The 13,281-nt window shown below is 44.1% G+C and carries 18 protein-coding genes; 8 read left to right on the forward strand and 10 right to left on the reverse strand.

The genetic code is table 11. The features are described from left to right. Positions 1–5: 5 nt before the first annotated feature. Positions 6–797: a peptidoglycan editing factor PgeF gene (pgeF, locus tag ACKTT2_RS18335; RefSeq protein WP_407889472.1), complete on the reverse strand. Its 792-nt coding sequence runs from the start codon at positions 795–797 to the stop codon at positions 6–8. Positions 798–885: 88 nt separating this feature from the next. Between pgeF and ACKTT2_RS18340 the strand changes: the two genes are divergently transcribed. Together ACKTT2_RS18340 and ACKTT2_RS18345 are read left to right on the forward strand one after the other, a co-directional pair. Continuing rightward, positions 886–1,689 (forward strand): biotin--[acetyl-CoA-carboxylase] ligase, encoded by an 804-nt coding sequence (locus ACKTT2_RS18340; RefSeq protein WP_407889474.1) that lies wholly within the window; start codon positions 886–888, stop codon positions 1,687–1,689. A gap of 107 nt (positions 1,690–1,796) precedes the next feature. Beyond that, on the forward strand, positions 1,797–3,434 hold the full coding sequence (locus ACKTT2_RS18345; RefSeq protein ID WP_407889476.1) for a M23 family metallopeptidase: 1,638 nt from the start codon (positions 1,797–1,799) through the stop codon (positions 3,432–3,434). 74 nt (positions 3,435–3,508) lie between these two features. On the opposite strand, the gene ACKTT2_RS18350 is transcribed toward ACKTT2_RS18345, so the two are convergent. Continuing rightward, positions 3,509–4,189: a riboflavin synthase gene (locus ACKTT2_RS18350; RefSeq protein ID WP_407889478.1), complete on the reverse strand. Its 681-nt coding sequence runs from the start codon at positions 4,187–4,189 to the stop codon at positions 3,509–3,511. A 339-nt stretch (positions 4,190–4,528) separates the two neighbouring features. Between ACKTT2_RS18350 and ACKTT2_RS18355 the strand changes: the two genes are divergently transcribed. Together ACKTT2_RS18355 and ACKTT2_RS18360 are read left to right on the forward strand one after the other, a co-directional pair. Further along, a complete protein-coding gene (locus tag ACKTT2_RS18355; protein WP_407889480.1) occupies positions 4,529–5,026 on the forward strand; it encodes a bifunctional nuclease family protein in 498 nt (165 codons plus the stop codon). A 107-nt stretch (positions 5,027–5,133) separates the two neighbouring features. Further along, positions 5,134–6,264 (forward strand): aldo/keto reductase, encoded by a 1,131-nt coding sequence (locus ACKTT2_RS18360; protein ID WP_407889535.1) that lies wholly within the window; start codon positions 5,134–5,136, stop codon positions 6,262–6,264. A gap of 161 nt (positions 6,265–6,425) precedes the next feature. On the opposite strand, the gene ACKTT2_RS18365 is transcribed toward ACKTT2_RS18360, so the two are convergent. Together ACKTT2_RS18365 and ACKTT2_RS18370 are read right to left on the reverse strand one after the other, a co-directional pair. Next, complete coding sequence (locus ACKTT2_RS18365) at positions 6,426–6,656, reverse strand: type II toxin-antitoxin system PemK/MazF family toxin (RefSeq protein WP_407889482.1); 231 nt, start codon at positions 6,654–6,656, stop codon at positions 6,426–6,428. Continuing rightward, a complete protein-coding gene (locus tag ACKTT2_RS18370) occupies positions 6,634–6,801 on the reverse strand; it encodes a hypothetical protein (RefSeq protein WP_407889485.1) in 168 nt (55 codons plus the stop codon). Before ACKTT2_RS18370 ends, ACKTT2_RS18365 begins: the two co-directional genes overlap by 23 nt. Positions 6,802–7,112: 311 nt before the next feature. Between ACKTT2_RS18370 and ACKTT2_RS18375 the strand changes: the two genes are divergently transcribed. Continuing rightward, positions 7,113–8,084, forward strand: a complete 972-nt coding sequence (locus tag ACKTT2_RS18375) for an alpha/beta fold hydrolase (RefSeq protein WP_407889487.1) — start codon at positions 7,113–7,115, stop codon at positions 8,082–8,084. 46 nt (positions 8,085–8,130) lie between these two features. Here ACKTT2_RS18375 and ACKTT2_RS18380 read toward each other — a convergent pair whose 3' ends face one another. The 3 genes from ACKTT2_RS18380 to ACKTT2_RS18390 form a co-directional block, all read right to left on the reverse strand. Continuing rightward, complete coding sequence (locus tag ACKTT2_RS18380) at positions 8,131–8,886, reverse strand: SDR family oxidoreductase (RefSeq protein WP_407889489.1); 756 nt, start codon at positions 8,884–8,886, stop codon at positions 8,131–8,133. Between the two features lie 112 nt (positions 8,887–8,998). Further along, positions 8,999–9,433, reverse strand: a complete 435-nt coding sequence (locus tag ACKTT2_RS18385; protein WP_407889537.1) for a zinc ribbon domain-containing protein — start codon at positions 9,431–9,433, stop codon at positions 8,999–9,001. 335 nt (positions 9,434–9,768) lie between these two features. Continuing rightward, the gene (locus tag ACKTT2_RS18390; protein ID WP_407889491.1) at positions 9,769–10,608 is read right to left on the reverse strand and encodes an alpha/beta fold hydrolase; all 840 of its coding nucleotides are present in this window, start codon (positions 10,606–10,608) and stop codon (positions 9,769–9,771) included. 203 nt (positions 10,609–10,811) lie between these two features. Between ACKTT2_RS18390 and ACKTT2_RS52340 the strand changes: the two genes are divergently transcribed. Further along, entirely contained in the window at positions 10,812–10,991 is a 180-nt protein-coding gene (locus tag ACKTT2_RS52340) for a GFA family protein (RefSeq protein ID WP_500691387.1), read from the forward strand. A 240-nt stretch (positions 10,992–11,231) separates the two neighbouring features. Here the strand turns inward: ACKTT2_RS52340 and ACKTT2_RS18395 are convergent, their stop codons facing one another. Together ACKTT2_RS18395 and ACKTT2_RS18400 are read right to left on the reverse strand one after the other, a co-directional pair. Beyond that, positions 11,232–11,573 (reverse strand): hypothetical protein, encoded by a 342-nt coding sequence (locus ACKTT2_RS18395; protein ID WP_407889493.1) that lies wholly within the window; start codon positions 11,571–11,573, stop codon positions 11,232–11,234. Between the two features lie 54 nt (positions 11,574–11,627). Next, the gene (locus ACKTT2_RS18400; protein ID WP_407889495.1) at positions 11,628–11,837 is read right to left on the reverse strand and encodes a helix-turn-helix domain-containing protein; all 210 of its coding nucleotides are present in this window, start codon (positions 11,835–11,837) and stop codon (positions 11,628–11,630) included. Between ACKTT2_RS18400 and ACKTT2_RS18405 the strand changes: the two genes are divergently transcribed. Together ACKTT2_RS18405 and ACKTT2_RS18410 are read left to right on the forward strand one after the other, a co-directional pair. Then, positions 11,795–11,914, forward strand: a complete 120-nt coding sequence (locus tag ACKTT2_RS18405; protein ID WP_407889497.1) for a helix-turn-helix domain-containing protein — start codon at positions 11,795–11,797, stop codon at positions 11,912–11,914. The genes ACKTT2_RS18400 and ACKTT2_RS18405 overlap by 43 nt on opposite strands. Positions 11,915–12,034: 120 nt before the next feature. Continuing rightward, positions 12,035–12,436: a Rid family hydrolase gene (locus ACKTT2_RS18410; RefSeq protein ID WP_407889499.1), complete on the forward strand. Its 402-nt coding sequence runs from the start codon at positions 12,035–12,037 to the stop codon at positions 12,434–12,436. A gap of 426 nt (positions 12,437–12,862) precedes the next feature. Here the strand turns inward: ACKTT2_RS18410 and ACKTT2_RS18415 are convergent, their stop codons facing one another. Further along, positions 12,863–13,261 (reverse strand): RidA family protein, encoded by a 399-nt coding sequence (locus ACKTT2_RS18415; protein ID WP_407889501.1) that lies wholly within the window; start codon positions 13,259–13,261, stop codon positions 12,863–12,865. Positions 13,262–13,281: the final 20 nt, after the last annotated feature.

Consider the following 13,281-nt stretch of genomic DNA (forward strand, 5'->3'; position numbering starts at 1 on the left):
TCCAATTACTTACTGACTATTCCCGACCACTGAACTTTTTTCTGGTGTTCTCGGCGGTAAGAAAAGAAATACTCTGGAGTTTGGTAAGTGCAATAAGGTGCGATCGCAATCTGTTCCAAACTAATGCCTAATGCTTCCATCTGTAAAGTATTAACTCGCCGTACATCCAATCGCACTCGCGCTGGTTCGGGATCGGGAAGTAAGGGAGATAGCGGTATATTTTCCAGTGCATCTAAAATTGCTTTTTCGTCATTATATGGTACAATACTAGCTCCTACTTCTGCTGCCACTTGTTGGGAAACTTGGTATACTTCTCCTGAGATTGCAGGTCCCATGGCAATTCGTAAATTTTCTAATTTACTACCTTGTGCTTGTAATCGACTAATGGCTTGCGGTACTATCTTGAGCGCAGTCCCGCGCCAACCCGCGTGAACTGCTGCAACCTGTCGTGTCTTCTCATCAGCAATTAGTACAGGCGTACAGTCCGCCGTAGCTACCCATACAGCTTGTAAAGGCTCAGTACTAATTAAACCGTCTCCTGATGCAAAAGCAGAATCGTCCTCACCTTCATTGACGAACTTTGTCAACCAATCTTCGATTTCTGCTGGTGAGAAAACCGCGTTACCGTGTACCTGTTTTAAGCGGTAAACCGATGCTTCTGGGTGCAATGCCTTTGTGATTTCAAAAGGGGAACTAGGTGAAAACTGCTTGGTAAAAAAGCCGTGATACCAAGGTTCTAATAAACTACAAGTCAGGTATGGTAGATCTTCCCATGTGTGCCAGTGCCAAGCGTGCATTGTTAACTATACCTAGAAAGAAATCACTCAGTCTATGGTAACAGTGACCAGTGACCAGTGACCACCTGACCAGTGACCACCTGACCATATGGATAAACAAAAATTAGAAATTGCTCTTCAAGTAGGGCGCGAAGGCGCAAACTTACCGTTTTCAATACATCTTTTTGATAAAGTATCTTCTACTAATCAAATCTTGTGGAATTTGCTCAATCAAGGGGCTGAACCGGGATGCACGGTTATTGCTACTCAGCAAACAGCAGGTAAGGGTCAATGGGGTCGCCAGTGGATCTCTAATGATGGAGGATTGTATCTTTCAGTTGCGATTGCACCCAAGCTAGATGTAACAAATGGTTACCAACTGACTTTGGCAACGGCTTGGGGAATTGCTAAACAATTGCAAGAAAGTGGTATTCCAACGAGTATCAAATGGCCTAACGATTTAGTTTTAAACCGTCGCAAGCTAGGTGGTATTTTAACGGAAACGAAAGTAAAACAAGGACAAATCGAGCAAGCCATCATTGGAGTTGGCATAAATTGGGCAAACCCAGTCCCCGAAACTGGCATCAATTTAAAAACTTGGCAGGCGTTGAATGATTCTAAATCAATTCCTTCTCTAGAAATTCTCGCTGCTACTGTTCTTTTTGGAATAGAATCTGGGATACAGTGTTTGTTGGCAGAAGGAGCCAATATATTAATATCGCGCTATCTAGAGTTACTGATCAATGTGGGCGATCGCATACACCATAATGATATTGCAGGCACTATAGTAGGCGTAACACATGAGGGTGCTCTTCGGGTATGCATGGAAACATGTGAATTTGTAACAGTACAACCACGAGAAATTTACTTCCAGCCCGGTACAATCAGTTTGGGTTACACCGCTAATGGTTAGTAGTTAGTAGTTAGTGGTTAGTGGTTAGTTGTTCTACCCCCTACCCCCTACTCCCTATCCCCTACTCCCTACCCCTTAACCTCAACCACACAATTCCAAAGAACACAATGACGCAGCGCAATAAATCTGCCCTAGATCCTCGGAATAAACCGGAACAACGACGCTTATCGAAAAAACGTTTTGCGTCCACACTTCCCGCACAAAGCCTTAGCTTACTGGGTAGCCTTGGATTGCTGAGCAGTGGCGGTTTGGTTTTTGCCCAAACTGATTCCACCGTGGATAATCTTGTTCCCACTATTGAAACACCACAAACAGCACCAAATCCAGTTCAAAGAAGTACATCCGGACAAAATTCAAGTGCGCCTGCACCAGAAACATCTAGAGACCAACCGGAATTTTCTCGACGTAGAGCTAGATTAAGACAAAGATTATCTCGATCCAAATCTTCTAACCCTGTAGTTGTTATCAGACAATCCAGACGTGAAAAAGTTTCCGAACCTGTAGTCTCTGTGAGAAGGTCAAGACCTGAGGTAGAGATTTCTGTACCTACAGCAACTGCTAGAAGACTCAGGACAAGGTTAAGGACTCCACGGATTGCTCCTGCTATTACCAGAGAAGAAAAACCTCAAGTAGAAACTTCTCGGTCGAGGGTATCTGTTGCAGGAGACGAAAAAACCCAACAAGAGGTTTCACGGCAAAGTTATTCCTCTGCGCCTGAAGTTCAATCTACTAGTAAGGATTACAACAATACTTATATTGACCCCACTAATTACAGCGCTGAAGCTACAGAAAAATATGAAGCACCAAATTCTGTGGTGATAACGGAACGTTCTACAAGTCGAGACTCTGTTGCCAACGCTTTACAAAAGCGTACCTCGACACCAAGTTGGCTGAGAAGAAGTCAAAGAGCAACTTTAGCCACAGTCCCTCCCCTTCAGCGCAGTACAACTAGGGCAAACCGCTCTTTTGTACGCAACCTACCCAGAGTGACTTCTGGTGTAGTAACCAACAATTTTTTACGTAATTCTTCTAGAATGGCTTCGGAGAGCGTGCCGCAAAGCACTATTCGACGCAATCGTTTTATCCCTAACGATTTCACTCCTAGCACGACGGTCAGTTCTACCCCTATTGCTCCAAACGGTGGTACTTTGCTGCCACCCGTAACTGCAGAAAATGTTGCTCCTCGCGAAAGCACGGTAGCTTATGACATTCCACTAGCAACAACATTGCCACAAATTGCTTACGGTGGTATGTATGCTGGTCGAGTTCCCTATAACGGTTCGGGATTGATGTTCCCTCTTTCTATCCCCGCCCCAATTACTTCTTTGTTTGGTTGGCGAACTCACCCCATTACAGGCGATCGTCGTTTTCATGCTGGGACAGACCTAGGTGCGGCGATGGGAACGCCTGTAATAGCAGCACAATCGGGTTTGGTAGAGATTGCTGACTACATGGGTGGTTATGGTTTAACAGTTGTACTCAACCACAACAACGCCCAACAAACTTTATACGGTCATATGTCACAAATTCTCGTTCAACCCGGTCAACAAGTGGAACAGGGAACTGTAATCGGACGAGTTGGCAGTACTGGTAACTCTACAGGTCCTCACTTACATTTTGAGGTGCGTCAACTGACACCCCAAGGATGGGTTGCAACTGACCCAGGTACTCAATTAGAGTACGCCCTGGGTCTGTTAGTTCAATCTTTACAGACTGCTCAAGTTACTGGACAACCTGGGAGCTAAAAATTATGAATTATGAATTATGAATTATGAATTGGAAATTTTAACATTCATAATTCAGCATTCATAATTCATAATTACAAATACCCATGTTCTGCTAGAAATGAGGGCGTAATGCCGTCAAATTCAAGAGATGTGGTTGGTTTTGCGTCTCGATCGCCTACGGAAATGAATTTTTCGACGTATTTGCCCAAGATATCCCCTTCTAAATTGACCCAACTGCCTGGGTTTAAGTATTGGAGATTGGTTTCGGCATAAGTTACGGGAATGACGGCGACTGTGAATCGCATTGTTTCTGGTTGATAATCGGCAACGGTGAGGCTAATGCCATTTACTGCTATGCTGCCTTTAGGAACGATATATCGAGCGATCGCTTTTGGTGCAGTTAATGTCATTTCCCAAGAAGTTGCTGTTTGTTCGACGGATAACAGTTGACCCATTCCGTCTACGTGTCCCATCACAAAATGACCGCCTACCTTGCTTCCCACTCGTAATGAGGCTTCTAAGTTGACGTACCTCTGTTGTGTTTCCTCTTGTCCTAAAGTGGTGCGGCGTAGAGTTTCTGGTGAAGCAGTGACAATAAATCCATCTTTGAGAATTTTTTCTACTGTTAGACAGATGCCGTCTACTGCAATACTGTCACCAAGCTCTAAATCTTGCATAATGGCATTAGATGAGTGTGTGGCACAAGTAATCTGCCAAAAATGCTCCCCTAGGGGTTTTATTGTTCCTAACGACTGGATTAATCCTGTAAACACGGCTGTTTTGCTAAATTAATTCTATTTAAGGTAAGTTTTTGGCTGAAATCATCTGGTAATTCTCACAAAAATTGAGAACTCATGTGTATCATTTCAAACAAAAAATGGTGTCAGGTTATCAAGACATTAATATTCATCACAAGGCATACTTGGGAAAGTAGATTATAGTCGATCTAGACCTAATCGTCTTACGCTGTCGATCGCACTCCTAAAAGGAGTTTAATAGAAGCAATTATAGAGAATAAACTGTTATGTTTAAATTTGTCCCATTATTGTCCAAACAAAAGTACGATTTGTTACATAGCTCTCTCACACGCAAGGATTTTAGAGGCTTAGCCAATGATTGAAATGAAAGTCGCTGGCATAGCATTAGATGCCATAACTCGTAGCCCAATTGTACTTCTGAAGGATTCTTCAGATCGCCGCGCTCTACCAATTTATATCGGTCAGGAGCAAGCAAGAGCAATTATGGGCGCACTGGAGAATCAAAAGCCTCCAAGACCCTTAACCCATGACCTAATTGTGAATATTTTAGAGACATGGAACATGACTTTGGAGCGCGTTATTATCCATTCGTTGCAAAAAGATACATTCTATGCAGCACTCATTCTCAAACAAGGTGAGGTGAAAAAGGAAATTGACGCACGACCAAGTGATGCGATCGCGATCGCTTTACGTACAAATACTCCGATTTGGGTTATGGAAGAAGTCATCGCTGATGCTTCCATTCCTGTAGATAGAGATGCTGATGAAGCCGAACAACAAGCGTTTCGAGAATTCGTCTCCAATCTTCGACCGGAGGATCTGATTAAACGGTTTGGTGATGGCGGTAGCTAACGATTTTAAATTCTTGATTTTGGATTTTGGATTGGGTTGTCTATTGAGCACAATTACTTGCTAGTCCTCAGTATCCTGTCTGAAATCTAAAATCTAAAATTATGACAATGAAATACCGACGCTTTGGCAAAACCAATCTGTGCTTGTCTGTCTTTTCTCTAGGGACAATGCGCTACTTATCTACGGCTGAAAACGCATGGCAAACTATCCAAAAAGCTATAGCCTTGGGGATAAATCATTTAGAGACTGCTAGAGGTTATGGTAAGAGTGAAGACTACCTTGGGAGTGCAATCGCTCTTGGTTTGCCAGTTCCTCGTTCTCAGGTTTACATCACTACAAAAATCCCACCTACGAAAGATGCCGATACAATGCGTCGGTGTATCGATGAATCTTTAGACAAATTAAATATTGACTATCTCGATTGCCTGGGGATTCATGGCTTGAACGCCAGGGAACATCTCGATTGGGTAAAAACCAAAGGTGGATGCATGAAGGCAGTGGAGGAAGCTAAGGCAGACGGTAGAGTGCGACACGTTGGTTTTTCCACTCACGCACCCTTGGAGATTATTTTAGATGCGATAGCGACAGAATTTTTTGATTTTGTCAATCTGCATTATTACTACTTTTTCCAACGCAATGCTCTAGCTATTGAGAAAGCATATGAAAAGGACATGGGGATATTTATTATCTCTCCTGCTGATAAGGGCGGGCGCTTGTATACGCCATCCCAAACCTTAAAAGATTTGTGTTATCCCTTTTCGCCGTTGGAGTTGAACTACAGATTTTTGCTAAGCGACACCCGAATTACCACCCTCAGCGTCGGTCCCGCAAACTCTAAAGAATTAGAGGAACCATTGCTCTTTAGCGATCGCGATGGACTGCTAACACAAGAAGAAATAGATACTTTTCAACGCTTAGAAGAGTACCAAAAATCTGCTTTGGGAACAGATAGATGCAGCCAATGTTATGAATGCTTGCCTTGCCCTGAGAAAATCAATATACCAGAAGTGCTTCGGTTACGCAATCTCGCCACAGCGTATAATATGACGGATTTCGGACAATACCGCTATCGAATGTTTGAAAATGCAGGTCATTGGTTTCCTGGAATGAAAGCTAATCGCTGTACGGAATGTGGTGATTGTTTACCCAGGTGTCCGGAAAATTTAGATATTCCTGCTTTGTTAAAAGATACTCATAGTAAATTAAATGGGTCTTCTGGTCGGCGCTTGTGGGAGTAGGAGGATTCTCTTCACATAAATTAAAGGTATCAATATCTCTTGTGGTGCGGGCTTCTAGCCTGCACTAATAAATTATTCAATATCTGTTGTAATGCGGGCTTCTAGCCTGCACTAGATAGAGGACAGGCGAGGACGCCCATCCCACAAGAGTAAGAAGTAAATTATTCAATATCTAAACTATTCTCAGCACTAAGTTCTATTTTCACCATCCACACAACTCCTGAAAAAGCATCATTCCAACTAGTAATTGGCACAACAATCTTGAGTCGTAGAGTACCAATTTCATCATTATTTACAATGATTGCTGGGCGAGTTTTACCAATTTCATCTCCAATAGTTGGGTCGGAGTTATAAAGCCAAATTTGACCTCTATGCATAATCTTCGTACTCATAGAAGTCTTCAGTATTGGAGTCTGTAAACACTGTTAGTTCGCTTCCTTGCTCATAATACGAACGCATAACTTCAGATGCTACCGCTAGGCTCAAATGCCGCTCGGCTGGAGGTGTAAACTTGGCTGCTAATTCTGCTCGAATCAATTGTGATACCCCATCGATAATTTCTAGACCTCTTCGGTTGTCATCTGTTTAAGTGCTTCAAGAACTTCTGCCTTTATCATAAAATTTGTGTGAATATTTACTTTTACAATTATGAGCTAAAATGCTCCCCAAGTAAGAAAAGGACATTCAATATTCATTCAAGTTTAATAATCCTCAAAAAATCGTTAACATTGTCTGTGAGATAAGGTGGAGCGATAAGCTGGGTACAGCTTGCGCCGAAGCGATCGCAACATTCGTTCGACTGGTTGTACCGAACCTCCAGCCAATAGACTCGTAATCGAACAGGAGGAATGATGGAAGCAATAAATCATCGCTGGATTGAGACGAATGGCATCAAAATGCATATTGCTGAGCAAGGTGGAGGAAATCTTGTAATTCTGTGTCATGGGTTTCCAGAATGCTGGTACTCTTGGCGACATCAGATTGTAGCGATCGCGGAAGCTGGATTTCACGTTGTTGCGCCAGATCTACGGGGTTACGGACAAACCGACCAGCCAAAGTCAGTTGAAGCATACAACATTCTTCAGCTAACTAGCGATATCGTTGGGCTGGTTCATGTTCTCGGTCGAGAACAAGCTGTCATCATTGGACACGACCAAGGCGCACCTTTGGCTTGGCATTGTGCGTTGTTACGTCCAGATTTGTTTAAAGCGATCGGCTTGCTGAGTGTCCCTTATCGCGCTAGAACTTGGGACAGTGAACCTCCAACGGAAATATTAAAACGGATGGCGGGCGAGAAACAGTTGTATATGTTGTATTTTCAGGAACAAGGTTTAGCAGAGGCAGAACTAGAAGCCAACGTTCGTAAATCTCTTCGGATGATACTCTATTCCGCATCTGGGGACGCACCTCCCGAAAAAAGGTGGCGGTTTCTATTTGACAAATCAGAAAAACTTCTAGATAGTGTAACCGAACCGGAGCAACTTCCAAGTTGGTTGAGCGAGCAAGACCTTGATTTTCTTACCCAGGAGTTTGAGCGCACCGGATTTAGAGGCGGGTTGGCTCGATATCGAAACTTTGACAGGGATTGGGAACTCACGTACTTTTTGAGTGGTGCGAAGCTCCAACAACCTGCTTTATTTATTGGGGGAGAGTTCGATACAGCCGTGATGTTAAATCGAGATCTCATTGACCAGCTAGAAAAAACAGTGCCGAACTTGAGAAAAAAGGTATTGCTGCCAAATACCGGACATTGGATTCAGCAGGAACGCCCCACAGAGGTCAATCAATTGCTCATTGAGTTTTTGGCGCAAGCGGCATAACCAGCCTGTTGCAGCAGATGTGCAGGCGTTGCTGATGATTGCCCAATCAACTCACTGTATATCCGCCATCTATAACTAAGGGTTGTCCAGTGATGTAGCTAGCAGCATCAGAGCAGAGAAAAACAACCGCTTGAGCGATTTCTTCTGCCTGACCGATGCGCCCCATTGGTACCATAGATGCTAAATCATCGACCGTGCTACCCAGTTTGTTAAGAGTGCGATCGATCATCTCAGTCCTAGTAAATCCAGGATTCACCGCATTAATCCGAATGCCCTGCTTCGCATAGTCCAGCGCTGCCGATCGCGTTAGCCCCATGACGGCATATTTACTCGCGTTGTAAGGAGAGTTTCCTGGAAACGCAACTAAACCTGCTATTGAGGAGTTATTGACGATCGCTCCAGATCCTTGAGACAGCATTTGCTCAATTTCATATTTCATGCACAAAAACAGTCCCCGCACGTTAATCGCCATGAGTTTATCAAAGTCCTCTATCGATTGAGAGTGCAGGGGTTTTTCAGGTGAATCGATACCTGCATTATTGAAGGCACAGTCGAGTCGTCCAAAGGTCTCGATCGTCTTGTGAACGAGCGCTTTGACCTCTGCTTCACTGCTTACATCTGAATGGACATATAAGCATTCAGCACCAGTTTCGCGAATCAATTTGGCGGTTACTTCTCCTTCTGCATCGCGCCTGCCTGAGAACACCACTTTTGCTCCGGCTGCCCCAAAGGCGATGGCAGTTGCTCTACCAATTCCCACTGTGCCTCCTGTGACTAAAGCCACTTTACCCTGAAGTATCATGTTTCTCCTTCTCGTTTAATTGGAATAGTTCAGTTCCGTATAGTCAAATATAGGCAGACGTTGCTTTCTATAACAGATAACTGCTACTGCGTTCGCGGAACCTTTAAGGCATTTAGAATGGGGTCAAGCTTGGGGCTTTAAAACCACCTAAATTTACCCGAATTGGGTCAACTAAGACCTCCCTATCCCCTGTCCCGAAGGCATTGGGGAATTCTTTAATTAGGATATTTAAACTAGCCTGAACATCGGCATTGATTAATCTACCAGATTTGGATCTATATAAGCCACGATGGATGCGCTTACCCGATGGTTGCCAATCTACTGGTTTGCTCCCATAAGTGGGAATAAAATCACCATCTAAGAAGCTGGCGCGGCTAGTGTAGCTCTCCTCTCGAACAATTACTTCTATCCCGACTCTTGCTAGCTTGTAGGTGAGCAGATCAATTAATTGACCGTGAGGGATTTGAATAAATTGCTGGTTGTTGGCTCTACCAATATTGCAATTACGCTTCCAATCTCGATTGTGACCTATTACCAGTTTAGTAATCTGGTGAGCTACTAATAAATGCGTATTGAGTCAATCTCTCTGCTTGTGAATCTAGGTTAGTTTTATTTTCAGCACTGGAAACACGCGCATAAATTACTGCTCTTTTTGTCATTCTCAGTACTGAATTTCCTTGAGTTGGATCGAAGTCTACAATTACCGTTCCTGATTTAAGTTGGTAAGCTTTGTGAGGTAATGCACCTTTTTTAAATTGTCTCCATGCCGTTTGGTACGATACCCCTAGATATTTTGTATAATCAGATAATTTATCAGCCTCAAATAAATGACGTTATCTGATTATATTAGACTATATTTTTATCGAAGTTTCCTTATACCGATTAATTTTTCTGTTGAAGGAAGTCCAGCAGCACTGGATTGACCAGATCGGCGTGAGTCCAGTTAATGGCGTGCGGTCCACCAGGGATTATCGCAAGCTGGCTGTTTTTAATGAGCTTTGGTAGTCTTGCTGCAGTTGATTGTAATGGTAAAATGCGATCGGCATCGCCATGAATGATTAGGGTTGGCACGTCAATATGTGGCAAATCATTACGGAAGTCAGTAAGCCACGATGGTACGCAGTCAAGAGTCCCCTTCGCAGAAGCTCCTGCTGCAACATTCCAACTCATCTGGATAGCATCATTACTGATACGATCGCCAAGCAGCACATCGACGTTAAAGAAGTCTCTAAAAAATGCAGAAAAATAAGCTGGGCGGTCTTCAACGATTGCTTTCATAATGCCATCGAAGACACTTTGGTCAACGCCTTCGGGATTGTCATCTGTCTTCAGTAGGAAAGGAGGTACTGGAGCCATCAGCACTGCTTTACTCACACGCTCTGAGCCGTATTTGCCAAGGTAGCGCGTTACCTCACCCGTTCCCATCGAGAAGCCGACTAGCACCGCATCCCGCAGATCGAGTTTGGTCATGAGCGCGTTTAGATCTGCCGCAAAAGTGTCGTAGTCATAGCCAAACGATGGTTGGCTGGAAGCACCAAATCCTCGGCGGTCGTAAGTAATGACTCGATATCCCTCGTTCAGCAGAGCTAATACCTGCTTTTCCCAAGAATGACCATTCAGAGGAAACCCGTGAATGAGTACGACAGGTTGACCCGCCCCAAGATCTTCGTAATAGATATCAATGTTTGCGGAGTTTTCTTGACCGACAGTGATGTAAGGCATTTAGATCTCCTAATAAATTTCACTTTAATACTAAACTATGACGATTAAGTTGAACGCCCGTCATTACCTTTCCTTCAGAACCATCTGTACCCCTCTAGCCGGAGTAAACGTAACCCCTCGACAATACTTGATATACTAGGATTTAGAAAAAGATGATATGGAGACTTTCCGTATAATAGATAGTTGGGCGGTATAAAACAGCAATGGGAGAGATCGTGGCTTTGACTGGCGGTTGCTTCTGTGGACGAGTTCGATACCAGATTGATTCACCCCTTAGGCCAGGGCGCAGCTGCCACTGCTCTCGCTGTAGAAAGGCATTTAGCGGGGCGAGTTCTGCTTACGCTGAAGTTGCGCCCGGTTCATTCTCCTGGCGAGAGCGGTGATGAGAATCTCACCTTCTACGAGACGATGCCGGGATGGGGTTTGTGCTTCTGTCGAACCTGTGGAACCACGCTGTGTGGTACAGCCGACGGCAAGATGCACGGAGTGACCCTCGGAAGCGTCGATGGAGATCCAGGTGTTCAGATCGAGATGCACATTTTCGTTGGCTCCAAGGCAACTTGGGATCGTATTGGCGGACACGCCCCTCAGTTCTTGGAGTTTCCTCCCAAAGCTACATCGAACTAGCATGCCACCCAACAAGCCATATCCGGGAAGATAGAGCACCTTGCCTGTATCTGCTCAAGAGAGTCATCACTACCAAGAATAACAGTTCCCATCATTGTATGAATAACAATGTTTGGAGACATCATCTCCCTGGCTTGCTCCAAATTTCCTTGGTTATAAACTTTGTAGAATTGGAGAATAATGGCTTTGTTTTGTTCTTCTTGTGGGTTAACACTCATTTCTTTCTCTATTGCTCCTGTGTATTTTAAGTGTATTGAGTTCCATTGCTTGACTTCTGTCAGATTCTTACAAGGATTTGTCAGATTCTTGTAGTTTTGGCGAACCTGTTTTGGTGTCATACTAGTTAGGCGTTTAAAGTGCTGATTTAAATGGCTTTGGCTGGAGATCCCTACTTATAAGGCAATGTCTGCAATCATTAAATCTATCTTTAAGAGCAGCAATTTTGCCCGCTCTACCCGTTGTCGAATCACATACTGATGAGGGGAAATACCCGTAGCACGTTTGAACAAATTAGCAAAATAAGTAGGGCTGATATGAATGACTCCGGCAATTTGAACGAGTGATAAATCCAAAAACGCTGCTGTCGAAAACAGATTTGACAATCGCGGACATTGCCTTACAAGTGGGTTTCTCCAGTCAAAGTCATTTGACACAACAGTTTAAGCGCTCACTGGAATAACACCGAAACAAGTTCGCAGATACCATAAGAATCTGACAAATTATCGTAAGAATTTGAAAGCAGTTAAGCATTGGAACTCAATACACTTTAAATTGTTTAATGAAAAAAGGATATGAAATCATGCAACCGCAATGGATCAAAACCGCTCATTACAAAGCGACTTATGAAGCTTTTGATTACGTTCCCGGCGTAACAGCATCTGGTAGATTTGCCTTTATCTCCGGTCAGCTTGGGGTGGAAGAAGATGGTAGCGTGAGTGACGATGTGGCAACGCAGATCGCACGTGCCTTTGCTAATCTGGGAGAGATAGTTAAGGCGATTCCCGCAAGCCCGCGAGATGTTGTCGATATCACAACCTATCATGTCGGCTTGCGGGAATATTTGTCGCTAGTGAGTACAGAGAAAAAGAAGTTTTTCGGCGATTGGAATCCTGCTTGGACAGCCATCGGTATAACCGAGTTGGGTATTGAAGGGACGATCCTAGAGATTCGTGCGGTTGTGCTTTTACCGTCCATCGCTTAAGACGCTCCACTCGCAGCCGCCCAAGTTATCTGTGAATAGGGACTGGACGTATCACCCACCGCATAAACTCCAGCGACGCTTGTTCTAATTCTAATCAACTACCACTGTCACTAAAAAGTATTCGCGAAAGAACCCCAAGCTGTGTCCCCTTCAACTGCCGAATGGAGCAACTTTGAGTGAAAGTCTGGGATGTCGTGGAACCGGGTAGACCAATTCTTACGGACATCTTCAACCCCCTGGATACCCCATTCAGGATGAACTGGATGATTGCCCTGAAAGTTAGGTGCACGCGCAGGCTAAAAATGCTTCCAGGTCATGGGTGTTCTGTGCTTTTTGCAGTCGCTCTATCACAATGCTTTGTCTAGATTTCATAATTTCTCTTTTGTTAAGAATGCTATTGCTCTAACATGGATAGCGAGCGGTAAGTCACTTAAGTGCTGCTGTTGCCTCAATCTCAACCAATATTTCTGGAGAAGCAAGTGAGGCAACACCGATGCCAGTAAGAGCGGGGCGCGATTCTGCTAGAAATTGCCCGAGAATTGGTGCGATAGTTCCCATAAATTCTCCAAGTTCACCCCGAACATAGATGCGAAGGTTGAGCAAATTCTCTACTGAGCTTCCTGCTGCATCCAGGACGACGGTTAGGTTAGTCAGCACATTCTTGAGTTGCCCCTCAACGGTATGGGATGAGACTTGATGGTTTGCGTCCCAGTCAACTTGACCAGAAATGTAAACAACACCCGATGCGGTATCGACAACAGCATGGGACAGTCCGTGCGGTTTTCCATCATAGCGTTGTGGCAGATTAATAAGTTGTTTTCGCATTGTGTCTAAGTCCTTGTAGA

The sequence above is a fragment of the Scytonema hankhaensis NUACC26 genome, from assembly GCF_045865695.1.
Taxonomy (GTDB): domain Bacteria; phylum Cyanobacteriota; class Cyanobacteriia; order Cyanobacteriales; family Nostocaceae; genus Scytonema.